Source organism: Ensifer sp. LC163, assembly GCF_001695855.1.
In the GTDB taxonomy this organism is placed as follows: Bacteria; Pseudomonadota; Alphaproteobacteria; order Rhizobiales; family Rhizobiaceae; genus Ensifer.
This window is the reverse complement of record NZ_MBSS01000067.1, coordinates 94,490-115,885: the sequence shown is the minus strand read 5'-3', so window position 1 is coordinate 115,885 and position 21,396 is coordinate 94,490. Positions and strand designations below refer to the sequence as shown.

The following is a 21,396-nucleotide window of genomic DNA, read 5'->3' as shown; positions in this document are numbered from 1 at the left end:
CGGCCGGCGGCTAGCGGCCGGCGTCGAGCCAGAGCAGCCGGATGGTCCGGCTCTCGTCATCCGGCGTATCGAGAAACACGTCGGCTGCGCGTTCCAGCGCCTCCGAGCGCAGGCTGACCTGCCGGGCGATGACGGCGGAGATCAGATAGGCCTGATCCTGGCTGTTGCCGGCGAGGCCGGGATCCTCGTTGACGAGCGAGGTCATGACGTCGAGATCATTGAGATGCCCGAGAATATCGACCAGCGCCTTGGCATCCAGGCGCTTCACCTGCATCGCCGACGGCCATGCCTCCCGCACCAAGGCCAGGTGCATGCGATAATCCTGGGCGCGCTTGCGCAGTTCGTGGAAAGAGGCGGCCTCGGTGCTCGCCTTGCAAGCCTCGCGGGCGCCGGCAGCGCGCTTCAACGTGCGCCGCCAACCCTTCGCCAACCGGTCGGCCGTCTTGCGGCGGCGGTCATCGAAGGAGACGTGGACGAGCGCTGCCGTGGCCTGTTCGCAATTGACGATGGTCGCCGCGACCCTGTCCTCGATATCCGTTTCGCCAGCGGCGATCCGGTCGCGCCGCTCAATCAGTCGCGAGCAGACGTGGTCGAGGGCTTTCTCTTCGTCTTCGCTGCGGGCGCCTTCATGCAGATAGCGGGCATTTTCGACGAGTGCGGCTGCGTCCCTGACAGTCGATAGATTGCGCGCCATGTCGCGAATGCGCGCATTCTCCTGTTTTTGAAACAGCGGCACATCGGAGGCGACCAGCCGGTAGAGCGCGCGCACGCGCTTGAAGCATTTTCGGGCGTCGTGGATGGCCTCGTGAACACCGTCCGGGCGAAGCCGGAGGACTTCGATCGCCTGCTCGAATTGTTCGGCGCCCACACTCCTGAAATCGTCGGTGAAGGCCCGGCCTGGCCTGAAGGCGTAGCTCATGCCTGTTCTTCCACAAGTCCGTCGGTGGCGAGCGCCTGGTTGGAGTAACGCCGGTCGCCGGTGATCTCCCGCCCCAGCCAGTCTGGAAGTGCCGGCAGATCGGTTTCCCGCTTCATCTCGACCTCGGCGATCACGAGCCCTTTAAGCGCGCCTTCGTAGACGTCAACCTCCCAGGTGAAGCCCTTGTGCGGCACGCGGTAACGTCGCTTCTCGATGACGATGCCGACCGCCTGGGTCAGCATTTCCCCGGCGTCGTCCATCGGCAGGTCATACTCGTATTCATTGCGAACCAGCGCCGACTTGCCGATCTTGATCGTTAGCCGCGCCCATTTGTCGCCGTGGATCCGCACGCGCACGGATCGGTCGTCCATGGTGACGACATAGGCCTGCTGGAGCTGAGTGCCCTTGTCGGCATGCTCCCGCCATCCACCGGATGCCACCAGGAACTTGCGCTCTATCTCCTTCGCCATGGGGATCCCGCATTTCGAGAGGGTCGATTGCAATCAAACTATCGTTTTGCCAGCAAGGCTCAAGTATCTCTTTGTTGTCGATGTCATTTTTTTCTTTGCTCATATACGAACGGCGTATCCGCTCTGCGTTCGGCCTCGACAAGCGGCAGCAGGCGGAGTATGCGGGAACGCATATTCAATCGTTTTAAAAGGACGATCTGCATGAGTGCGAAAACCGACAAGCTTCTTTCCATCCTCAGACTGCAGCCGGTCGTGCCGGTTCTGGTGATCGACGATGTGGCGACGGCCGTGCCGCTGGCGAGGGCGCTTGTCGCCGGTGGACTGAGAGCCATCGAGATCACGTTGCGCACGCCGGCAGCGCTCGAAGCGATCCGCGCCGTTGCCAATGAGGTCGAGGGCGCGGTTGCCGGCGCCGGCACCATTCTCAATGCCGCCCAGTTCGAGGCGGCGGTCGAAGCCGGTTCGCGGTTCATCGTCAGCCCGGGCACGACGCAGGAGTTGATCGACGTTGCCAACGACCACGACGCCCCGCTTTTGCCGGGCGCTGCGACCGCCAGCGAAGTCATGGGCCTGCGCGAAGAAGGCTACGACGTGATGAAGTTCTTCCCGGCGGAACAGGCCGGTGGTGCTGCCTACCTCAAGTCGCTGTCGTCGCCGCTTGCCGGCACCTTCTTCTGCCCGACCGGCGGCATTTCGCTTTCGAATGCGCGCGACTATCTGTCGCTGCCGAACGTCGTCTGCGTCGGCGGTTCCTGGGTAGCGCCGAAGGATCTGGTGGCAAAGGGCGACTGGGCCGGCATCACCAAGCTGGCGGCCGAAGCCTTTGCACTCAAGGGCTGAGGGACGCCCCTTCGCTTGAGAATCCGAAGGCCGGGCGTCAGTCCGGCCTTTTTCGTGTGCCCCGCTTTTTCAGCTGCAACGCGAATTTGTATTTCCACTGCAACGTTCCTATGTCTCAATCGGTTTGACGGAGCGGGTGCAGGCGGCGCCCTGTTCCGCACGTTTTCATCCGCCTGGAACCGACAAGGAGCGAAACCCCATGTTCGACGCGAAGAAATTGCTGGACCAGTTTCTCGGATCGCAGGTCCCGGGAGCGGGTGGCACGGTGCGCGACCGCGCCGGCCAGGTAACGCAGCTCGCCAAGGACAATCCGCTTGCAACCGGCGCAATCGCCGCCGTGCTGCTCGGCACCAAGTCGGGCCGGCAGCTGACCGGCAATGCGGCCGTGCTCGGGGGGCTCGCCGCCATCGCCGGCCTCGGCTACCAGGCCTACAAGAACTACCAGTCGGGCAATGCTCCGGTCACTGACCCCGCCGCCCAGAAGCAGCCGGAACTGCTGCCGCCGCCGGCTGATTCCGGATTTGCCGCCGCGCCGGAAAAGATCAGTAACGATTTTGCGCTTGTTCTGGTGCGCGCCATGATCGCGGCCTCACGCGCGGACGGCCATATCGACGAGGTCGAGCGTCGCCACATCATGGACAAGCTCTCGGTGTCCGGCCTGTCAGCCGATTCGTCGGCGTTCCTGGAGGGCGAGCTTGCCAATCCGGTCGATATCGACGCGATCGTCGGTGCTGCGAAGACCGAGGAAGAGCGTGTCGAGGTCTACACTGCCTCGCGCCTGGCGATCGAGCCGGAAAGCCGCGCCGAGCGGGGCTATCTCGATCTGCTCGCCGGCCGTCTCGGCCTACCCGATGCACTCGTCGATCATATCGAGGCGACGGTGTCGTCGGCCAAGGTGCCGGCCTGATCACATCGCTCATGGATTGATCACCAGTTTGAATTTGTGTCGGCCGCTTCTCTGCCCTATGCCGAAGACTATAGCGCCGAGCGTCTTATCAGATGCGCAAAGGTCGCCATAGCACGTTGAATTGCTGCAAGCAGGAGAGGTGGCCGATGCGTGATCTGAGCAACTGGAAAGGATGTCCGGCGCCGAAGCCGGTGGCGATCGAAGGTCGCTACATCAGGCTCGAACCCTATGACCGCGCCACGCACCGGCAGGACCTGTGGGACGGGCTCGGCGGTATGGGTATCAACCCGCTGCTGAAGTATTTCGCGCAAGCTGATTTCGGCGGCATCGACGATTTCGATGCCTGGCTGACCGCCGCCCAGGAAAAATCCGGCTGGGTCACCGAAGTGTTTCGCGACAAGGCGAACGGCAAGGTCGTCGGCATGGCGAACTATATGCGCGCCGATCCGGCCAACGGGGTTGTCGAGGTCGGGTCCGTTGTGCACGGCGCGGCGATGGCCCGCTCGCCGCTGTCGACCGAGGCGCATTACCTCATGGCCAAGCACGTTTTCGAGGACCTCGGCTATCGCCGCTACGAGTGGAAATGCAACAGCGAGAATGAGGCAAGCCGGACGACCGCCGCGCGTCTCGGTTTCAGTTTCGAAGGCATTTTCCGCCAGCATATGATATCCAAGGGTGGCAATCGCGACACCGCCTGGTTCTCGATGATCGACAGCGAATGGCCGCTGCTCAATGCCGCATTCGAAAACTGGCTGTCGCCTGATAATTTCGATGCCGACGGTCGCCAGAAGCGGCGATTGGAAGATATTCGCGCGGACCTCGCGCCAAAGGAGTGAGCGTGAACGCGCCCGAGAAGAGCAGAGAAAACCAAACGAACAAGGAAAAATCGCCGGCGATCGCCGCGGCTGTCATTCTGGCCGTCGTCGGCGTCGGCTTTTTCGTGCTGCCGTCGATCATGCTGAGGCTTGGTGATATCTCTGTCTGGCTGGCCGGCGCTTTCGGCGTCGTCTTCGTTCTCTGCTTCTTCCTGATCTTCTGGCTGCGGGCGCGGTATCAGCGCAAGCGCGGCCTCTGACTGACGCCTCCTGTCTGCTTTGAGCAAAAGCAATTGTAGAGCAGATGCGAAGGCCAAGGCCTCTTGCGTGTCAGATTCGACGCGCAAGCCGAAGGCATCAGCTCTGCAGCGCAGCACCCAGCAAAATCAATCCGAGGATAAGGACGAGCAACGCTCCGGCGATCTCGATGCTATTCGAGATGCGGGTGGCCGATGCGGCGCTTGACGCATAGCGCACGGCAAAACCCTTTGCCGTGACGGCCAGCGTCGCCAGGATCGATACCGTGATCGCCGTGCCGATCGACATGGCGAAGACCGACAGGATACCGCCGAGATAAAGGCCGTTGAGCAGGGCGAAGGACAATACGATCAGTGCGCCCGAGCAGGGACGCAGGCCGACGGCGACGATCGCCGACCAGGCCTCGCTGATGGCGAAGCGATCCCCCTTGAGCATCGACGGATCCGGCGCATGCGCATGGCCGCAGGTGGAGCAGACTTCGCCGGCGCCGTGACTGTGATCGTGATGATGATGTGCGTGGTCGTGGCGATGGTGGGCATGATCGTGATGGTCATGCTCGAGGTGAACATGCCCGCCGCCGGCCGTTGCCATGAGAACCGCCGGGCGCATCATCGAGCGCAGCTTGCGAAACAAAAGCCAGCCCCCGAAGGCGGCGATCAGCGCGTAGCTGGCAATTTCCAGCGAGCGCGTCGCGTCGGTCATGCTGATCGAGGACCCGCGCAAAAGAAGATAAACGGCGCCGACGAGCAGGATGGCGACGACCCCCTGCAGGATCGACGACATGAAGGAGAGCAGCACGCCGCGCTTCAGCTCGGTCTCGTTGGCGATCATGTAGGAAGAGATGACCGCCTTGCCGTGGCCGGGGCCGGCGGCATGGAAGACGCCATAGGCGAAGGAAAGGCCGATCAGCGACCAGAGCTGCCACGGGTTGTCGCGCATGCCCTTCAGCGCGCCGGTCAGCGTGCGGTAGAAGCCCTGTTGTTCCGAATTCACCCAGGCAAAGAAGCCGCCGAGGAAGCCGGTCGTCTGAAAGGACGGTTCGGCGGTGCCGATGCCGAGCGGCGATTGCGCCGCGGCAAGGCCGGCCGACAGCGCGGTCAACACGAGCGTGGCGGCAATCAGGCCGCCGATCCTGCGGGTGTTCAGCATGTGATCTCTATCCTGGTTGCAAAGAGCTTCGACATGTCGGTGCCGGTCGGGTCGCTCCAGAAGGCATCGGTCAGCGTGTCCTTGTTTTCAGCAAGGACTTCGTCAGGATCAGGGCGGACGACCTTGTGCTCGCAGGCGGCGATCTTGTCGCCGACCACGGTCAGGTCGTCGTCGGTCGGGAAATCCATGGCCGTGTACATGGTCGGGTCGTAGACGCCGAAGGAGAGCTTGCCCTTGAGTGGCATCGGTTCGGCCGGCTTGACCGCGAACATCATCAGGAGCTGGCCGTCCTTGTAGTCGACGGTGATGCGCTCGGGTTTGTTGACCTTGATGGATTTGCCGTTTTCCAGGGCCGTCGTGTAGTAATTGTACTCCGACAGCGACTCCAGCACCGTCTGGCCGACTTCGGCCAGTTCGTCCGGATCGAGCGTGGCGTTCGAATTCTTGTCGAAATCGAGAACGACACTTGCGGAAAACAGCTCGTCGAAACGCCAGACGTTCCTCAGCTCGCTGACTTCGCCCTTGTCGTCGGAGGCCACTTCCAGGCGGGCCTCGGCGAAGATGTGCGGATGGGCGAAGACCAGGGTCGGCGCAAGCAGGGTGGCAAGGCCGGCCATGACGAGGCGCTTAATTCTCATGAAACGGCAATCCTTTCGGTCAGGGCGTGACAGCGCCTTCGAATCGTTCCCGCAATGTACTGGAAATGGGACGGATTTGGGACCTTTCCGCGTCAACGCGGCTTGCGGAACCAGGCATGCAGGTAGTCGACGAGGGTGCGCACCTTGGCCGGCAGGTAGCGGCGATGCGGATAGATCGCGTAGATGCCGCGATCCCGGGGCAGAAAATCGTCAAAAAGCGTGACGAGTTCGCCGGTGGCAACCTTGGGGCGGGCGATGAAGTCTGGAACCAACGCCACGCCGATGCCGGAGACGGCGGCGCGCACGGAGGCAAGCGGGCTGTTGACCTCGATCGGGCCGCTCACGGGAACGGTGAAGGCGGAACCGTCGGGCTCGATGAAGCGCCAGTTGGAATAGGACCGGCCATTGGTATCGAGAATGCAGGGGAGCTTCGAAAGCTCGGTTGGATGGGCGATCGGCCCGACCTTCTCCAGGAAATCCGGGGCCGCACAGATCAGCACCTGGAAATCGTCGAGCTTGCGGGCGATCAGCGTCGAATCCTCCAGCCGCGTGATGCGGATGGCAACATCGAAGCCTTCTTCGACGAGATCGACGAAACGGTCGTCGGAGACGATCTCCAGCGACAGCTCCGGATGCTGCTTGCCAAAATCCATCAGCGACTGGCCAATCTCGGCATCGACGAAGGTGCGGGGCGCGGTAATCCGCAGGCGGCCCTTGAGATCGGAATTGTTGGCGCGCACGAGATCGGCGAGATTGTCGATCTCCTTCAGGATTTCTGACGCGGTGCGATAATAGGTGTGGCCGGCTTCCGTCAGCGAGAACTGCCTTGTGGTGCGGTTCAGCAGAAGCGCGCCGAGTTCGTCCTCGAGTTCGCGCACATATTTCGACAGCAGCGCCTTCGACTTGCCGACGCGGCGGGCCGCCGCCGAAAACCCTTCGGCGTCCACGACATCGATGAAGGCGCGGATGCGGGTGAGCGTGTCCATGGGCCGGTCTTTCTCTCGTCTTTCCTGGTCGCGGCAGCATTGATTCGCCGCGAATGCTTCTTTCACGTTTCCCTGTTCCGCGGCTGTCTTTCCAGCCGGGTTTATCCGCTTCCCGGATCTTGACGACCGGATAGGCGAGGCCCCGAAATAAACCCAGACCTTTCAATCGCTTGCGGCGGTCTTCGCATCGGTGCCGATTGTTCAGTAAACGTGAACGCCAACAGTGTTGCCGGTCTCAAAAAAAATTCAACCCGGCAGCGAAAAAACTCTTGATTACGACAAGGTTTTTTCTTACCTACGCCCTTGCCCAAAGTCGCACGTGCCTGTGGGTGTCCGCCGACCCTCGATTAGGTGAGGGTATCGGTAAGGTACCTGGAACTAACCCCTCCAGTCGCTATTCCGGCCAACCGGGAAATGCGAGGACATCTTGAAGCAACGACGGTGCGGGCCTTTCTGGTGTCTGCCGGCTCTCCAACAGCCGGGGTTACTGAAGAGGCACACCTTCATTGCCGGAAGTGCGGTTGGGTTATTCCCCTCCAATCCATGGCAGACAAAGCCGAATTGAAGCCTAGGCGGGCTTCGGTTCACCGTTCGCGCATCGAGCGCATGCATGGTTCCGGGGTCTCCACCGGCTGGTTCCAGAGCATTCGCGCGTATGCCCTTTGTCCTTCGCGAAAGCGGAGCATTTTGGATCAGGGGAATAAGGCCATGACCACGGCACGCATCATCGACTTCATCAACACCCGACGACCCGAAGGCCCGTGCCTCGTTGTCGACCTCGACGTCGTGCGCAACAATTTCACGGCCTTCCGCCACGCGCTGCCCGACAGCTCGATCTATTACGCCGTCAAGGCAAACCCGGCGCCGGAAATCCTGCGCCTGCTCGCTGGCTTGGGCTCCTCCTTCGATTGCGCGTCCGTCGCCGAAATCGAAATGGCGCTCGACGCCGGTGCGACCGCGCAGCGCGTCTCCTACGGCAACACCATCAAGAAGGAGCGCGATATTGCCCGCGCTCATGCTCTGGGTGTGTCGCTCTTTGCGGTCGACAGCCATGAGGAAGTCGAGAAGATCGCCCGTGCTGCGCCTGGCGCCCGCGTGTTCTGCCGCGTGCTGACCGATGGCGAAGGCGCCGAATGGCCGCTGTCGCGCAAGTTCGGCTGCGTCCCGCAGATGGCGGTCGACGTGCTCGTCTACGCTCATCAGCATGGCCTCGTTTCCTACGGCGTCTCGTTCCATGTCGGTTCGCAGATGACGAAGCTCGACGCCTGGGATTCGGCCCTTGCCGATGCCAAGCGCGTCTTCGTGCAGCTGGCCAAGCAGGGCATCGAGCTCAAGATGGTCAACATGGGCGGTGGCTTCCCGACGAAGTACCTCAAGGACGTGCCGACGGCTGAAGCCTACGGTCAGGCGATCTTCGGCGCGCTGAAGAAGCACTTCGGCAACCACATCCCGGAAACGATCATCGAGCCCGGCCGCGGCATGGTCGGCAACGCCGGCGTGATCAAGGCGGAAGTCGTTCTCGTCTCGAAGAAGTCGGACAATGACAGCCACCGCTGGGTGTTCCTCGACATCGGCAAGTTCGGCGGTCTCGCCGAAACCATGGACGAGGCGATCCGCTACCCGATCCGCACGGCCCGTGACGGTGACGAAATGGAGCCCTGCGTGCTCGCCGGCCCGACCTGCGATTCGGCCGACGTGCTGTACGAGAAGAACATGTATCCGCTGCCGATCACGCTCTCGATCGGCGACGAGGTTCTGATCGAAGGCACCGGCGCCTACACGACGACCTATTCGGCCGTCGCCTTCAACGGCTTCGAGCCCTTGAAGTCCTACGTGATCTGATCCGGCCTGCTCCCGTCTTCGGTCGGGAGCGCCACTTCACAATTTTCTTAGATGCCGCCTGAAGCGGTTTTGATGACGGGAGGCCCGGATGGCCGCTGTTGTTGATGCCCTGCGCGCGTTTTTCGCGCCGTCCACATTCGTTATCGATAACGAAAACCCGGGTGACGTCGTTGCCCGCGAAAACCTGCTCGACCGGGCGATGGGGCCGGAGCGGCGCCGCAAGTCGTCGGAAAAGCTGCGCAGCGGCCGCGTGCCGGCCGAAGGTCTTGCCTTCGTCGCCCGCGATCTCGACGGCCATGTCATCGGCAGCGTTCGCCTGTGGAATGTCGAGGCCGGCGTCAACCGCGAGGGTCACAGCATTCCTGCGCTGCTGCTCGGCCCGCTTGCGGTCGATCCTGGCCATGAAGGCAAGGGCATCGGTGGCATGCTGATGCGTGCAGCCATCGAAGAGGCCAAGAACCGCAGCCACGGCGCGATCCTGCTGGTCGGCGACGCGTCCTATTACGAGCGCTTTGGTTTCTTTTCCACGCGCACGCAGCATCTGGTGATGCCGGGCCCATTCGAACGCAACCGTTTCCTTGCGCTCGAACTTCGGGATGGCTGGCTCGAAGGCGCTGCCGGCCTGATCGTTGCCAGCGGCCGCAAGCTGGCGTTGCCGCCGGTCAAGCGCGCCGCCTGATCCCTTTCCGCCTCCAACCCTGCGGAGGCGGATTTTTCGCTGCTCCCCCGCCTGTCTCGTTCAATAGGTGGGGGAGCAGGGCATAATGCCCCATGCTCTTGAGATCACATCTCCGCGGCAGACGGCCGCGCGTCATACAGCGCCGCGCGTCTATTTAGACGCGCAAAGGTCGCTGTAACACTTTGAGTTGCTGCATAATTTTGTCCTTAAATCGATTCCGATTTAAGGAATTATGCAGTAGCAGACGAAGGCAAGCTTGTTGCCGTCGGGGTCGCGCACATAGGCGGCGTAGAAACCCTCGCCATACTGCGGGCGGAAGCCCGGCTCGCCCTCGACGCTGCCGCCTTGTTCCAATGCCGTTGCAAACAGCCGGTCGATGACCGCAGCGCTTGGTGCGAGGAAGGCGGTCATGGCGCCATTGCCGATGCCGGCGGGATTTCCGTCGAAGGGATAGCCGGTGAAGAAGCGCGGCGCGCGGTCGTCATCCCTGCGTCCCCAGGATGCCACCTGTTCGTCGCACCAGCAGCGTTCCTGGCCGATCAGCGCCATTACAGCGCCGCGCGTCAAATATGACGCGCAAAGGACGCTGTAACGCTTTAAACCTGCTGCATAATTTTCTCCTTAAATCGGATCCGATTTAAGGAATTATGCAGTAGCGGATCGTAGAACCGTTCGGCCCGCTTGAGGTCGGTCGTTCCGACCATCGTATATCCGATCATGTTTTCTCCCTTGTCTTGCCTGGCATCGCTCAAACCTGACCAAGGAAGGACCGGCCGCGCGGCGACAGCCGGTAGCCGACCGCCAGGCTTTCCGTCAGTCCCAGTTCCTTCAGCTTGCGGATGCGCGCCTTGAGCTTGAGCTTATCGATGCCGACCTGTTCGGCAATCTCGGCGGCGGTGATGCCGTCGCGCGAAGCGATCAGGCGGAGTGTCGGCTTGGCCCATGTCTGGCCGGCGGTTTCGTCGAAGCTTGCGAGCCTGGCGGCGATTGCGGCCCGGTCGGCCTTCCCAAGCGTCGTGTCATCGCGCAGGGACAGGCGCGGATCATCGCCCGCGCGATGGAAGGCGATGCGGTAAAGCGTGCCGTCGGGGCGATCGTCGAGCTCGGCAAGCAACACCTCGCGCGTCGGGTAGCCGGCGCGGCGTGCATCTTCCTTGCTGATGTCTTCGGCATTGATGACGTCGATCGTGCCGATCGACAATGGGCCGGCCGCCGTGCGCAGGCTGCCGCCGGCCTTGACGGTCGGCCTCGTCCAGCGCCGGAAGGCCAGCGTCACGTCTCCTTTGGCAATCTGGTCGAGGATGGCCTTGCCGAACAGCATGTCAGTTGGTGGCGCGGCGATAGAAAGCGAGGGAACCGGCGAGAGCCAGCAGGGCGCCGCCACAGATACGTTCGAGCCAGACGGCCCCGGAATGCTTGAGAAAGCGAGCCGCCTGAGAGCCGAGCAGGGCGTAGCCGAGCATGACGGCGAAATCGACAAGCGCGAAGACGAAAGCAAGCGCTGCATATTGCGGTGCCTGCGGCAAGGCGAGGTCGATGAATTGCGGCATGAAGGCCGAGAAGAAGAGATAGCCCTTCGGGTTGGTGACGGCGACCAGAAAGCTCTTCAGAAAAATCGTGGGCGCCGTGGCATCGGCACTGTCCTTGTCGACGGAAACGTCGAGCGTTCCCTTCGACCGCAACAGCATGACCCCGAGAAAGGTGAGATAGGCGGCACCGAGCCATTTGACCACGGTAAACCAGAACTCGGAGGCGGCAAGCAGGGCGCCGAGGCCCAGCGCCACCGCGCCGATCAGCACAAAATCCGAAAGGACGGCGCCGACCATGCCGGCAAGTGCGCGCTTGATGCCGTAGCGCGAGCCGTTGGTGAGCGCCAGCAGGACGGTCGGGCCGGGAGTGGCAATACCGATGAAAGCGACAAAGGCGAATGCGAGGATGGTGATTTCACTCATGAGATCCTCCAGCGTAGTGAGGAAGTCGTTTCACACCTCAGGTTCCTGCGCAACAGGAAGCAGGCGGACATTTGACAGTTCGCGTCGCTTCCCCTAATGGACGCGAAGGGCGAGGGCCCCTGCCGTCCGCGAGCGTCATGCTTTGGTGAAGCCCTTCGTTGAGACACGGTCAGCCGAAACGGCATGCGAACCGGTGGCAATGCGGGCTCCCATCCCTGAAAATGCATGCCGCAGCAGGAGACCCTGTCAATGCGCGGATCAGACACGCTACCACAGCTCAATGCCCTCAAGGACCAGGCAAAACGCCTGCGATCGCGGTTATCCTCTGAAGGCGAGGATATCAGCCACTCCCGTTCCCTCGAATTGATCGCCGCCCAGTACGGCTACCGCGACTGGAATACCCTTCATGCTGCCGCCGGCAATCGGCCGGCGTTCAATCCCTGGATGCTCGGTTCGCGCGTCAAAGGTCTTTACCTCGGCCAGCCATTCGAAGGCGAGATCCTTTCGGTGCAGGCGCTGACGGCCCAGCCCGGGCGCTACCGGTTGACGATGAAGTTCGACGAGCCGGTGGATGTCGTGACCTTCGAGAGCTTCTCTGCGTTTCGCCAGCGGGTGACGGCGACTGTGGACGAGACCGGGCGTACGATCGAGAAGACGTCCAACGGCCGTTCGCAGTTGGAACTCGAATGGTGAGCAGCCCTCGCTGCGGTTGCGCCTCAGCCATTGAGGTTGCCGCCTGCGGGCATTTGTTGGTCAGCCTATGTCTCCGAAGCCGAGCGCTTCGGAGACATACAGCGCCGCGCGTCAACTGTGACGCGCAAGGGACGCTGTAACGCCTTAAATCTGCTGCATAATTTTCTCATTAAATCGATTCCGATTTAAGGAATTATGCAGCAGCCGCCGCGCCTTTTCCCGCAACGATACCCACCGATGCACCAATCCGTTCATCGCATCCGCCTGCGTCTTCATCAGGTGAGAATGAGTTGCATTTGCATTATCAGTGTAGTTGCGAACGGTTCGCAATCAGGCGTGCCGGTCAATTCGGACTTCGTGGCATCACCTGCTCGCTGCTGGCGTGGGCTTCATGTACGTGACGGCGACGCTTGTGAAGATCTGATTGTTTGGGGTAGGGGCCCGTGAGTGATGAGGCAGCCCCTCATCCGGCTGCCGCCACCTTCTCCCCGTCAGGACAGGGAGAAGGAACTTGTGGCGCGGTTTCACCCGGCCATTTGTTCGGTATCCGTGATAAAGCGTATGCCACGTCCCCTCGCCCCGCTTGCGGGGAGAGGGTGAGGGGGCAGATGCCAGCGTGCGCCATAGGCGGTGCGGCCTGGAGCAGACTTTATCCTGCGATATCGACGACGCCGCAGTCGCCCTCGGCCGAACCGAAGGCGAGCTGGCGCCCATCCTTGCTCCAGGCCATGGCGGTGACCGCGCCCTTGCCGGGGCGACGCAGCAGCACTTCCTTGCTGTCGGCGAAACGCGCGGCCAGGATCATGCCGTCCTGGTAGCCGATCGCGACGATGTCCTCGGCCGGATGGCAGGAAACGGAGGTGACCATGATGTCGGCGCGGGTGCCGAGTTCCAGCGGCGCCTTGCCCATCGGTCCGTCCTTGCCCTGGAAGGGCCAGACGATGGCGGCCGGCGCGCCTGAGGAGGCAAGCCACTTGCCCTTGGCGGACCAGGAGAGCGACTTCACCTTGGCGGGATATCCGGTCATGCGCATGTGGCGCGCCTCGGCGCCGGGCTTGGCATCGAGCTTCCAGCCGTGCAGGGCATTTTCCTGCATCGTGGTCACGAGGAAACGGCCGTCGGGGGAGAAGGTGACGCCGGTATGGGCACCCTTCCAGTCGAGATCGATCGGCTGGCCCGCGGTCGCGACCCAGTGCATCGACACGCCGTTGTAGCGGGCCGCGGCAACGCGCAGGCCCTTCGGTGCAAAGGCGACGCCCTCGACCGTGCGCTCTTCGGTAAATTCCTTCGTCGTGCCGTCGGCCAGCCGCACATGCGTGGTCTTGCCATAGGCATAGCCGACGGCTCCCTGCGGTCCGGCGGCGACCTGGGCGATCCACTTGCGCGGCGCTTCGGCAACCAGCGTCGCCGTGCCGTCGGCGGCCGTACGCATCACCTTGCCGTCCTCGCCGCCGGTCAGCAGCGTGTCGTTCGCCTCGTCGACAACCAGAGACAGCAGGCCTTCATGGACTTCCGTCGTCTTGTGGCCATGGTCGAGACGGTGGATGGCGCCGGTGGCTTCGGCGAAGAAAGGTATGCCCTTGAGAAAGGCTACGCCAACGACGTGGCCTTCAAGATCGAGCGGAGCGACTGTCGGCATCAGATTGTTATGGTCCCCTGGTTCGGCAGGCCTTACAGCGCCGCGCGTCGAATATGACGCGCAAAGGGCTCTGTAACGCTTTAAACTCGCTGCATAATTTTATCCCTACATCGGATCCGATGTAGGGAATTATGCAGTAGAGCACGATGTCGAAAAGTGTAAGCGGTTTTCGGCCGACATCATGCCCTACTTATTTGATCTTGGAGCCGGATCACGGCTTCCAGTATCAGGCTTTAAGCTTCGCAGGCCTTGAAGGTGCGCTCCAGCTTTTCGCGGTCGAGGTCGCGGCCGATGAAGACCAGGCGACTTTCGCGCTTCTCGCCTTCCTTCCAGGCGCGCTGGTGGTCGCCCTCGATGATCATGTGCACGCCCTGCACGACATAGCGCTCGGCATCGCCGGCAAAGGCGATGATGCCCTTCAGCCGCAGGATGTTCGGGCCGTCCGTCTGGGTGATCTTTTGGATCCAGGGGAAGAAGCGATCAGGGTTCATCTCGCCGCCGCGCAGCGAGATCGACTGCACCGTCACGTCATGGATCGGCGACGGGGCGTGGTCATGGTGGTGATGATCGTGATCATGGTGGTCATGATCGTCGTGATGATGGTGATCGTGGCCGCAATCCGGACCGCAGGTGTGATCGTGTTCATGATCGTCCTGCTCAAGGAAATGCGGGTCGTTTTCCAGCGCCTTCTCAAGGTTGAACGCGCCCTGGTCGAGAACCTTGGTGAGGTCGATGTCGGAGCGTTGCGTCTTGTAGATGCGGGCCGACGGGTTGATCACCCGAACCGTCGCCTCGATCCGGTCGAGTTCTTCCGGGCTGACAAGGTCGGTCTTGTTCAGGAGCACGACGTCGGCGAAGGCGATCTGGTCTTCCGCCTCGCGGCTGTCCTTCAGCCTGAGCGGCAGGTGCTTGGCATCGACCAGCGCGACAACGGCGTCAAGCTCGGTCTTGGCGCGCACGTCATCGTCCATGAAGAAGGTCTGGGCCACCGGGACCGGGTCGGCAAGGCCAGTGGTTTCAACGATGATCGCATCGAAGCGGCCGGGGCGGCGCATCAGGCCCTCCACCACGCGGATCAAGTCGCCGCGCACGGTGCAGCAGACGCAGCCGTTGTTCATTTCGTAGATTTCCTCGTCGGATTCCACGATCAGGTCGTTGTCGATGCCGATCTCGCCGAATTCGTTGACGATGACGGCGTATTTGCGCCCGTGGTTCTCGCTGAGGATGCGGTTCAACAGCGTCGTCTTGCCGGCGCCGAGATATCCGGTGAGCACGGTGACGGGAATCGGCTTCTGCGGGGATGTTTCGGTCATGGGAACCTCTGGTATCTCGGGATGCGGGAAGCGGGCATCCATGTCGCGCTTCATATAGGAGATGCGGCGGCGATGCGCAAATGGCGAAGCCCATTTTGGCCGCGCCTTTGCCGCCACCAAGACGGGTCGGCCGGGCAGCGATAACGCTCCTTTCATCAAAATCAGGGAGAGTTCGCGTCCTATCGACAAGGGTGCGCGCGTGAAGACGATTTCCATCAACGGCCGGTTTCTGACCCAACCGCTCACCGGCGTGCAGCGCTTTGCCCGCGAAATCACCCGCGCGCTCGATGCCCGCATTGCCGCAGGCGATGTGCCGGCAGCGTTGAAAGATGTGCGCTGGCGGTTGCTGGCTCCGGCGTCGACACCGGATGATCTTCAGCTATCGGCGATATCGATCGAGCGCTTCGGTTCGGGACCGGGCCATCTCTGGGAGCAGGGGCCACTCTGTTGGCGAGCGCGTCGTGACACGCTGATCGGCCTTGGCGGCAGCGGACCGGTGCTGCACTCCGACCAGGTGGTGGTGATCCATGACGTCACGCTCTTTCGTCATCCGGCATCCTTCGGTCGCGGCTACCGTCTGTTCCATGGCGCGCTCGGCTACATCCTGACGCGGCGTGCGAAGATCGGCACCGTTTCGTACTTTTCTCGTGGCGAGCTGGCAGACATTTTTCGCGTCCCGGCTACGGGCATCGACGTGATCTACAATGCCACCGACCATTTTTCGGACCTGCAGCCGGATCGGGAAATCGTTGCGAAGCTTGGCCTTGCCGATACGCCCTTCTCCCTTCTCGTCGGCACCTTGAAGCCGAACAAGAACGTCGAATTCGCGGTGCGTGCCTTCGAGGCCCTGGGCGCAACCGGCAGCAAGCTCGTCGTCGTTGGCGGTACGGATCCCAGCGTTTTTCGCGACATCGCTCCGACGTCGCGCGGCAACCTGATCTTTCCCGGGCGCCTCACCGACGCGGAGATCGCCGGGCTTCAGCGCCACGCCACGGCCTTCTTGTTCCCGAGTCTCTACGAAGGGTTCGGCATCCCGCCGCTCGAGGCGATGACGCAAGGGTGTCCGGTACTCGCTGCCGACATCCCGCCGGTCAGGGAGGCCTGCGGCGAGGCGGCTCTCTATTTCGATCCGACGAAGGTGGAAACTCTGATCGAGGTCATGCGGCACATATCCGCCGATGCTGCCCTTCGGCGGCAGCTTGTGCGCACCGGGCACGAGAATGCCGAGCGGTTCTCATGGAACGCAAGTGCGGTCGTTCTGCTTAACCTGCTGGCGGCAGGACGGGGCTGACCAGCTTGCCTGGTCGGAGCCGAATGCCCAGTCAGAGTTCGAGCATGCGCAGCGGGTCGATCCTGCCGCGCAGGAGATCGGCGAAGGCGATGAGGTTTCCCTTGAGCCGGCCGCGTCGATCGACGAGCCCTTGAGGTCTCAGGCTGCCGATCGTGTTTGCCGCGACATTGCTACCCACGAGACGGATGGTCCACCTCAAGCTGACACTGCCCTTGCGGAAGAGGTAGAGCGGGTTGGCCACCTGGGAATATCCGAACCGCAGGCCAGAGGTGCGGCCGCGCTTGCTGCCGAGGTGCACGCCACGCAATTCGCCGCTTCGAACGATGCGACCGTAACGCGCGAGACGGCGGCAGAAATCGACATCCTCCTGCCAGCCGTAGAGCGGCAGTCGTTCGTCGAACCGGGTGCCGTCGGCTTCTATTGCCGACAATCGGAATACCATGTTGCAGCCATAGGCGTTGTAAACAGGTTCGAGCGTGGCCAGGCTGCCTGTCGTCCGATCGCGATCGAGGATTTCCAGCCCTTCCTTGACCGGGATGCCGGGACCATGAATGCCATCCGCCAGCACCAGCCCCGTTGCAACCGCGATATCCCGTTCCTTGAGGAAAAGCGTCTCCGCGCTTGCCAGGAAGGCGACTTGCGGCAGAAAGTCGTCGTCAAAAAAGACGAGCAGGTCGCCGGCGTCGATCGACGACAGAATGGCGTTTCGCTGTTTGGTCAGCCCGCGCTCACCCGCGACGATCGTCACCGGAACAGATAGTGTTTCGGCGAATGTTTCATCCACGTCGTCCGGCGAAGACGGGCACACGAGGATGGCGTCCGGTTTGCGATCCTGCCGGGTCAGGTGCTGCAGCGTTTCGGACAGCACCTCGCGGCGGCCCGCCGTGGCTATTCCGACAATGATCTTCATGGTGTTCTTCGCCTCTACGTTGGCTCAGATATAAGCGGAAAGAGGTTCAGTTTTCCTTATCGTGCCTGAGGTCACGCGCGCATGCCAAGCCGCAGGCGATCGAGCGCCAAGAGGCAGCAGGCCCCACCAATAAGGATGCCGGCTGCTGTGGCGACATAAGCGGACTGGTACGACAGGACGAAGGCGACGATGGTTACCGCCAGGCCCGCGGCGGCGAAGAGGACCGGCGGCCAGGTGAAATCGAAGGCCAAGGTCGCCATCAGGCGCAGGCCGATCAACGATGCGAATATGGCGCCGAGCGCGCCACCGGCCATCATGACGGCGTCGGTCAGCGCCAGCAGGAAGCCGCAGGCAAGGGCAAGAAGATTGAGAAGCGCGCAGTCGATGGCGGCGAGCGCGAAGATCGAGGTAAGGCGCTGCTTCAGGTGCAGCGGTGTCGGCAGCATGATCTGCGTCAGCACGCGCGCAAGCGAGAGGATGATGACGAAGGGGGCGGTCGCAAGGAATCCGGCCTGCAGGCTCGGGCTGATCACCAGCCATGTCGCCGGCACCAGCACCGCGAAGATGCCGGCCGCCATCATCAGCGCGAAGCTGGTCAGCAGGGCGTAATACTGTCCGAGCTGGCGGCGAAGCACCGGCGTTTCGCCGCCCTTGTCGTGCGCGGCGACGATCTCGGGATACTGGATCGCCTGCAGGGCGGAGACGATGAGGACGAAGGGGCGCTGCAACAGATCGAGTGCGAGCAGCGCACCGGCCGCACCGCCGGGCCCAAGGACCGAGGTGACGATCGCCTTGAGCGCGAGCGGCGCGAACATCGAGGCGGTGGCCGCACCCGCGGAAACGCTGCCATAGACCAGATGCTTTCGCACGCGCGCCATCTCGAGCGATGCCGAAGGCCGCGGCCCTGCTCTGCGCGACAGCAGCGCTGCGAGCAGCGCGTAGAGGGCATAACCGCCAAGCAGGCCGGTGACCGTCGACAGGAACGTTGGCGACACGACCGCACCGAGCAATGTTCCCGCCGCCAGGATGGTGGCGCGGGAGCCTTGCAGCACCGAGAAGGCGCGAAAATCCTGACGGAAGCGCAGCATGGTCAGGTGCAGGTCGCTGCCGCCTTGCGCGACGGCAACGAGGCCGCCGACGAGCGCCACCGGCGGCGAGACGCCGAAGGCGAGCGACACAGTCGCAGCCAGAAGGCAGAAAAGCGCGCAGGCCGCTGCCTCCGCAACGATCGTTCGCCGCTCCGCCGCTTCGCTTTCCGCCGACGGGCCGGGGTAGAACCGCATGCAGGAGAAACGCACCCATTCGAAGGCGGCGATCGCGCCGAACTGGCTGAGCGAGATGAAGAGCGAATAGCCGGCATAGTCGGCCGGGGCCAGCCAATGGGCGACGATGATCAACAGGCCGAAGGCGATCAGGGCCTGATAGAAATAGGCGCCGAGCGCGATGATCTTCGCCATGGGTTTCCGGCTTTGCGCCGCCTGTCGTCGTTTGCTGCTGCCCATGCTGATAGCGTAAAAGCCCAAACAAAGTGTTTGCCGGCGCAGGGCGCCCCTTTGCTCAGGCGAGTTCGGCCATGTCGAAGCCGGCGACATCGGTCAAAAGCTCGATCACGCCCTTGACCGCGTGGGACAGCAGTTGCTCGCCGCGCGCGGCGGTGGCCGCTGAAGCATTGCCGGCAACACCCTCGCGGTTGAGGTCGGACATCTTCCAGCCGAAGGCATGCGGGCCATAGGCGCGCAAATGCCTGAAGCGTCCGGCATAGTCGCTCTGGCGCGAGGGGAAGGCACGGGCCTTCGCCATCTCGACCTTTTCCGGATGGAGCGCCAGCATCACCGACGTCTCGATATCGCCGCCGTGAATGTCGATCGCCTTGTCCTCGGGCGTGATCCAGCCGTCCGGCTGGCCGAAGCGGGTCCAACTGGTCGCAACCGCCAGCATGCCGAAACGCACCCGTGCCTCGGTCGCAACGATCGTCATCAACGGCGAGTTACCGCCATGGGCGTTCAGCATCACGAACTTGCGGATGCCGAGACCGTGCAGGTTTTCGGCGATGCCGAGCCAACGGCGGACAGCCTCGTCGTAGGCGAGCGACCGGCTGCCGGCGACATCCATGTGCTCGATCGAATAGCCGACGGGCTCTACGGGCAGGAAGGTGGCGGGCAGGGTGGCCGGCAGAACAGGGATGCTGCGCTCGACGATGCCCGCAGCAATCAGCGTGTCCGTGTCGAAGGGCAAGTGCGGGCCATGCTGCTCATGAGCGCCGAGCGGCAGCACGGCGATCCAGTCGCGCCGGGCTTGTCGCGGAAGGTCGGTCGGATTGTCCTGCCATCGGGCCTGGGGCATCGACATTTCTCTTCGATCCTTCACGTCAATCGTCGTAAAAATGTTATTTGAGTCATACAGTTCGTAATCGCAAGCTGTATTGCTATAAATGTCTAAGACGGGATTCGGCAGGAGGTCCAATGGGCAAGAAGAACAAGGCCGAAAAGAAGGGCAAGAACGGCAAGAAGAAGGACGAGCTTCTCGCCGAACAGCACGATCTCGCCTCGATCCTTGTCCAGGCGGCACGCTCCATGCGCACGGTCTTGTCGCGCAACCTGCTCGAAAGCGGGCTTTATGCCGGCCAGGACGGCGTGATGCTGGCGCTCGCCGAAACGGACGGGCTGACGGCGGGCGGGCTTGCAGCCAAGCTCGGCGTCAAGGCGCCGACGATGACGCGCACGATCGGCCGCATGGAAGCGCAGGGTTTCCTCGAACGTCGTCCTGATGATGACGATGCGCGGCTGACCAAGGTCTATCTCACCGAGCCTGGGCGCAACCGGCTGCAGACGATCGCGGAGGCCGGACAGCATTCGGAAAATCTGGCGACACGCGGGCTGACGGACAAGCAGGTACGCACGCTGATGAAGCTTTTGCGGGCTGTCGATAGCAATCTGCAGGCAGCGCGCGCAGCCGACTGAGGCTTGTTTCGCGGCATATTGCGGCGGCGATTTAAACAGTTTAAATAGGGATTTAAATTTGAGGATAGGCAACTAGGCTTAAACAGGGGGCATCGTGGCGCAAAAGGTCAAGCTTTCGACGATCGCGGAAACACTCGGTCTTTCGACGGCAACGGTATCCCTGGCATTGCGTGACAGCCCATTGGTGGCGACCCTCACACGCGACAAGATCAAGGAACAGGCCCGCGCACTCGGCTATATCTACAACCGCCGCGCTGCCAGCCTCAGGACGTCGCGCTCCGGCATCATCGGCGTCGTCGTGCACGACATCATGAACCCGTTCTACGGGGAAATCCTGAAGGCGATCGAAGCGGAGCTCGATCGCGACAAGCAGACCTTCATCCTCTCCAACCATTACGACTCGGTCGACAAGCAGCGTGACTTCATCGAGACGCTGCTGCAACTCGGCGGCGACGGCGTCATCATGTCCCCGGCCATCGGCACTCCGCCGGAGGATATCCAGCTTGCCGAGGACAACGGCATGCCGGCGATCCTGATCGCCCGATCGATCGAGGGGCTGGACGTGCCGATCTTCCGTGGCGACGACGCCTATGGCATCTCGCTGGCGACCAACCATCTGATCGGCCTTGGCCACCGCTGTATCGCCATGGTCGGCGGCACCGACCAGACCTCGACCGGTCGCGACCGCTATCAGGGTTATGTCAACGCGCTGCGCAAGGCCAACATCGAGGTTGATCCAGAGTTGCGCATTCCTGGGCCCCGCTCCAAGCAGGGTGGATTCGAAGCGGCGGTGCATCTGCTGTCGCTGCCGCAGAAGCCGACCGCGGTCGTCTGCTGGAACGACCTGGTGGCGATCGGCATGATGAACGGCATCGCGCGCGCCGGCCTTGTTCCCGGCGTCGATATCTCCGTCACCGGCTATGACGACCTGGAAGAGGCGTCGATCGCGACGCCGGCATTGACCACCGTCTGGAACGGCCAGGCCGATGTCGGCCGCAGTGCGGCGCGCGCGCTTCTCGACAGGCTTTCCGGCAGCCACGAGCCCGACGGCATCCACCTGATCAAGCCGGAAATGCGCATCCGTCAGTCGACCGGCCCGTTGCGCGTCACCGCCTGAAGAAATCCCTAATGCATG

General features: G+C 62.6%; 23 protein-coding genes. 10 read left to right on the top strand and 13 right to left on the bottom strand.

Annotated features, from left to right (window positions below; translation table 11 throughout):
- Positions 1–10 precede the first annotated feature (10 nt).
- Both BC360_RS29005 and BC360_RS29000 read right to left on the bottom strand, forming a co-directional pair.
- Positions 11–919, bottom strand: coding sequence for a CHAD domain-containing protein (locus BC360_RS29005; RefSeq protein WP_065797794.1), 909 nt, complete (start codon positions 917–919; stop codon positions 11–13).
- Positions 916–1,389 carry a CYTH domain-containing protein gene (locus BC360_RS29000; protein WP_065797793.1) on the bottom strand — a complete coding sequence of 158 codons (474 nt, stop codon included), beginning with the start codon at positions 1,387–1,389 and terminating at the stop codon, positions 916–918. The genes BC360_RS29005 and BC360_RS29000 overlap by 4 nt, the downstream gene beginning before the upstream one ends.
- A gap of 201 nt (positions 1,390–1,590) precedes the next feature.
- Here BC360_RS29000 and BC360_RS28995 point away from each other — a divergent pair, with 201 nt between their 5' ends.
- The 4 genes from BC360_RS28995 to BC360_RS28980 all read left to right on the top strand — a co-directional run bounded on the left by BC360_RS28995 (position 1,591) and on the right by BC360_RS28980 (position 4,211).
- Positions 1,591–2,229, top strand: a complete 639-nt coding sequence (locus BC360_RS28995; protein WP_065797792.1) for a 2-dehydro-3-deoxy-phosphogluconate aldolase — start codon at positions 1,591–1,593, stop codon at positions 2,227–2,229.
- 199 nt (positions 2,230–2,428) lie between these two features.
- Complete coding sequence (locus BC360_RS28990) at positions 2,429–3,136, top strand: tellurite resistance TerB family protein (RefSeq protein WP_065797791.1); 708 nt, start codon at positions 2,429–2,431, stop codon at positions 3,134–3,136.
- Positions 3,137–3,282: 146 nt separating this feature from the next.
- Positions 3,283–3,972: a GNAT family N-acetyltransferase gene (locus BC360_RS28985; protein ID WP_065797790.1), complete on the top strand. Its 690-nt coding sequence runs from the start codon at positions 3,283–3,285 to the stop codon at positions 3,970–3,972.
- 2 nt (positions 3,973–3,974) lie between these two features.
- Positions 3,975–4,211 carry a hypothetical protein gene (locus tag BC360_RS28980; RefSeq protein WP_065797789.1) on the top strand — a complete coding sequence of 79 codons (237 nt, stop codon included), beginning with the start codon at positions 3,975–3,977 and terminating at the stop codon, positions 4,209–4,211.
- A 97-nt stretch (positions 4,212–4,308) separates the two neighbouring features.
- On the opposite strand, the gene BC360_RS28975 is transcribed toward BC360_RS28980, so the two are convergent.
- The 3 genes from BC360_RS28975 to BC360_RS28965 all read right to left on the bottom strand — a co-directional run bounded on the left by BC360_RS28975 (position 4,309) and on the right by BC360_RS28965 (position 6,982).
- On the bottom strand, positions 4,309–5,358 hold the full coding sequence (locus tag BC360_RS28975) for a nickel/cobalt transporter (RefSeq protein ID WP_065797788.1): 1,050 nt from the start codon (positions 5,356–5,358) through the stop codon (positions 4,309–4,311).
- Positions 5,352–5,996: a DUF1007 family protein gene (locus BC360_RS28970; protein ID WP_065781026.1), complete on the bottom strand. Its 645-nt coding sequence runs from the start codon at positions 5,994–5,996 to the stop codon at positions 5,352–5,354. Before BC360_RS28970 ends, BC360_RS28975 begins: the two co-directional genes overlap by 7 nt.
- Positions 5,997–6,088: 92 nt before the next feature.
- The gene (locus BC360_RS28965; RefSeq protein WP_065797787.1) at positions 6,089–6,982 is read right to left on the bottom strand and encodes a LysR family transcriptional regulator; all 894 of its coding nucleotides are present in this window, start codon (positions 6,980–6,982) and stop codon (positions 6,089–6,091) included.
- A gap of 708 nt (positions 6,983–7,690) precedes the next feature.
- On the opposite strand from BC360_RS28965, the gene odc2 reads away from it, so the two are divergent.
- Together odc2 and BC360_RS28955 are read left to right on the top strand one after the other, a co-directional pair.
- Positions 7,691–8,824, top strand: a complete 1,134-nt coding sequence (gene odc2, locus BC360_RS28960) for an ornithine/lysine decarboxylase (RefSeq protein ID WP_065797786.1) — start codon at positions 7,691–7,693, stop codon at positions 8,822–8,824.
- 88 nt (positions 8,825–8,912) lie between these two features.
- A complete protein-coding gene (locus BC360_RS28955) occupies positions 8,913–9,503 on the top strand; it encodes a GNAT family N-acetyltransferase (RefSeq protein ID WP_065797785.1) in 591 nt (196 codons plus the stop codon).
- A gap of 222 nt (positions 9,504–9,725) precedes the next feature.
- On the opposite strand, the gene BC360_RS28950 is transcribed toward BC360_RS28955, so the two are convergent.
- From BC360_RS28950 to BC360_RS28940, 3 genes are all read right to left on the bottom strand, one after another.
- The gene (locus BC360_RS28950; protein WP_208858227.1) at positions 9,726–10,052 is read right to left on the bottom strand and encodes a VOC family protein; all 327 of its coding nucleotides are present in this window, start codon (positions 10,050–10,052) and stop codon (positions 9,726–9,728) included.
- Between the two features lie 199 nt (positions 10,053–10,251).
- On the bottom strand, positions 10,252–10,824 hold the full coding sequence (locus BC360_RS28945; protein ID WP_065797783.1) for a winged helix-turn-helix transcriptional regulator: 573 nt from the start codon (positions 10,822–10,824) through the stop codon (positions 10,252–10,254).
- A 1-nt stretch (position 10,825) separates the two neighbouring features.
- The gene (locus BC360_RS28940; RefSeq protein WP_065781020.1) at positions 10,826–11,455 is read right to left on the bottom strand and encodes a LysE family translocator; all 630 of its coding nucleotides are present in this window, start codon (positions 11,453–11,455) and stop codon (positions 10,826–10,828) included.
- Positions 11,456–11,704: 249 nt separating this feature from the next.
- Here BC360_RS28940 and BC360_RS28935 point away from each other — a divergent pair, with 249 nt between their 5' ends.
- Positions 11,705–12,148 carry a glyoxalase superfamily protein gene (locus BC360_RS28935; protein ID WP_065797858.1) on the top strand — a complete coding sequence of 148 codons (444 nt, stop codon included), beginning with the start codon at positions 11,705–11,707 and terminating at the stop codon, positions 12,146–12,148.
- A 649-nt stretch (positions 12,149–12,797) separates the two neighbouring features.
- Here BC360_RS28935 and BC360_RS28930 read toward each other — a convergent pair.
- Positions 12,798–13,787, bottom strand: coding sequence for a WD40 repeat domain-containing protein (locus BC360_RS28930; RefSeq protein ID WP_065797782.1), 990 nt, complete (start codon positions 13,785–13,787; stop codon positions 12,798–12,800).
- Between the two features lie 233 nt (positions 13,788–14,020).
- The gene (locus BC360_RS28925) at positions 14,021–15,100 is read right to left on the bottom strand and encodes a CobW family GTP-binding protein (RefSeq protein WP_065797857.1); all 1,080 of its coding nucleotides are present in this window, start codon (positions 15,098–15,100) and stop codon (positions 14,021–14,023) included.
- A gap of 199 nt (positions 15,101–15,299) precedes the next feature.
- Here BC360_RS28925 and BC360_RS28920 point away from each other — a divergent pair, with 199 nt between their 5' ends.
- Positions 15,300–16,391, top strand: a complete 1,092-nt coding sequence (locus BC360_RS28920) for a glycosyltransferase family 4 protein (protein ID WP_065797856.1) — start codon at positions 15,300–15,302, stop codon at positions 16,389–16,391.
- A gap of 31 nt (positions 16,392–16,422) precedes the next feature.
- Here the strand turns inward: BC360_RS28920 and BC360_RS28915 are convergent, their stop codons facing one another.
- The 3 genes from BC360_RS28915 to BC360_RS28905 all read right to left on the bottom strand — a co-directional run bounded on the left by BC360_RS28915 (position 16,423) and on the right by BC360_RS28905 (position 19,650).
- Positions 16,423–17,301, bottom strand: coding sequence for a glycosyltransferase family 2 protein (locus BC360_RS28915; protein WP_065797781.1), 879 nt, complete (start codon positions 17,299–17,301; stop codon positions 16,423–16,425).
- Positions 17,302–17,372: 71 nt separating this feature from the next.
- On the bottom strand, positions 17,373–18,758 hold the full coding sequence (locus BC360_RS28910) for a hypothetical protein (protein ID WP_065797780.1): 1,386 nt from the start codon (positions 18,756–18,758) through the stop codon (positions 17,373–17,375).
- A 100-nt stretch (positions 18,759–18,858) separates the two neighbouring features.
- A complete protein-coding gene (locus BC360_RS28905; RefSeq protein WP_065797779.1) occupies positions 18,859–19,650 on the bottom strand; it encodes a creatininase family protein in 792 nt (263 codons plus the stop codon).
- A 113-nt stretch (positions 19,651–19,763) separates the two neighbouring features.
- Between BC360_RS28905 and BC360_RS28900 the strand changes: the two genes are divergently transcribed.
- Complete coding sequence (locus BC360_RS28900) at positions 19,764–20,261, top strand: MarR family winged helix-turn-helix transcriptional regulator (RefSeq protein ID WP_065781015.1); 498 nt, start codon at positions 19,764–19,766, stop codon at positions 20,259–20,261.
- 94 nt (positions 20,262–20,355) lie between these two features.
- Positions 20,356–21,378, top strand: coding sequence for a LacI family DNA-binding transcriptional regulator (locus BC360_RS28895; RefSeq protein ID WP_065797778.1), 1,023 nt, complete (start codon positions 20,356–20,358; stop codon positions 21,376–21,378).
- Positions 21,379–21,396: the final 18 nt, after the last annotated feature.

Coding starts and splice junctions, on each gene's coding strand:
- BC360_RS28925 (WP_065797857.1), bottom strand. CDS start 15,100: ATGACCGAAACATCCCCGCAGAAGCCGATTCCCGTCACCGTGCTCACC.
- BC360_RS28990 (WP_065797791.1), top strand. CDS start 2,429: ATGTTCGACGCGAAGAAATTGCTGGACCAGTTTCTCGGATCGCAGGTC.
- BC360_RS29005 (WP_065797794.1), bottom strand. CDS start 919: ATGAGCTACGCCTTCAGGCCAGGCCGGGCCTTCACCGACGATTTCAGG.
- BC360_RS28985 (WP_065797790.1), top strand. CDS start 3,283: ATGCGTGATCTGAGCAACTGGAAAGGATGTCCGGCGCCGAAGCCGGTG.
- BC360_RS28950 (WP_208858227.1), bottom strand. CDS start 10,052: ATGGCGCTGATCGGCCAGGAACGCTGCTGGTGCGACGAACAGGTGGCA.
- BC360_RS28915 (WP_065797781.1), bottom strand. CDS start 17,301: ATGAAGATCATTGTCGGAATAGCCACGGCGGGCCGCCGCGAGGTGCTG.
- BC360_RS28955 (WP_065797785.1), top strand. CDS start 8,913: ATGGCCGCTGTTGTTGATGCCCTGCGCGCGTTTTTCGCGCCGTCCACA.
- BC360_RS28975 (WP_065797788.1), bottom strand. CDS start 5,358: ATGCTGAACACCCGCAGGATCGGCGGCCTGATTGCCGCCACGCTCGTG.
- BC360_RS28930 (WP_065797782.1), bottom strand. CDS start 13,787: ATGCCGACAGTCGCTCCGCTCGATCTTGAAGGCCACGTCGTTGGCGTA.
- BC360_RS28905 (WP_065797779.1), bottom strand. CDS start 19,650: ATGTCGATGCCCCAGGCCCGATGGCAGGACAATCCGACCGACCTTCCG.
- odc2 (WP_065797786.1), top strand. CDS start 7,691: ATGACCACGGCACGCATCATCGACTTCATCAACACCCGACGACCCGAA.
- BC360_RS28945 (WP_065797783.1), bottom strand. CDS start 10,824: ATGCTGTTCGGCAAGGCCATCCTCGACCAGATTGCCAAAGGAGACGTG.
- BC360_RS28935 (WP_065797858.1), top strand. CDS start 11,705: ATGCGCGGATCAGACACGCTACCACAGCTCAATGCCCTCAAGGACCAG.
- BC360_RS28965 (WP_065797787.1), bottom strand. CDS start 6,982: ATGGACACGCTCACCCGCATCCGCGCCTTCATCGATGTCGTGGACGCC.
- BC360_RS28900 (WP_065781015.1), top strand. CDS start 19,764: ATGGGCAAGAAGAACAAGGCCGAAAAGAAGGGCAAGAACGGCAAGAAG.
- BC360_RS28995 (WP_065797792.1), top strand. CDS start 1,591: ATGAGTGCGAAAACCGACAAGCTTCTTTCCATCCTCAGACTGCAGCCG.
- BC360_RS28970 (WP_065781026.1), bottom strand. CDS start 5,996: ATGAGAATTAAGCGCCTCGTCATGGCCGGCCTTGCCACCCTGCTTGCG.
- BC360_RS28940 (WP_065781020.1), bottom strand. CDS start 11,455: ATGAGTGAAATCACCATCCTCGCATTCGCCTTTGTCGCTTTCATCGGT.
- BC360_RS29000 (WP_065797793.1), bottom strand. CDS start 1,389: ATGGCGAAGGAGATAGAGCGCAAGTTCCTGGTGGCATCCGGTGGATGG.
- BC360_RS28910 (WP_065797780.1), bottom strand. CDS start 18,758: ATGGCGAAGATCATCGCGCTCGGCGCCTATTTCTATCAGGCCCTGATC.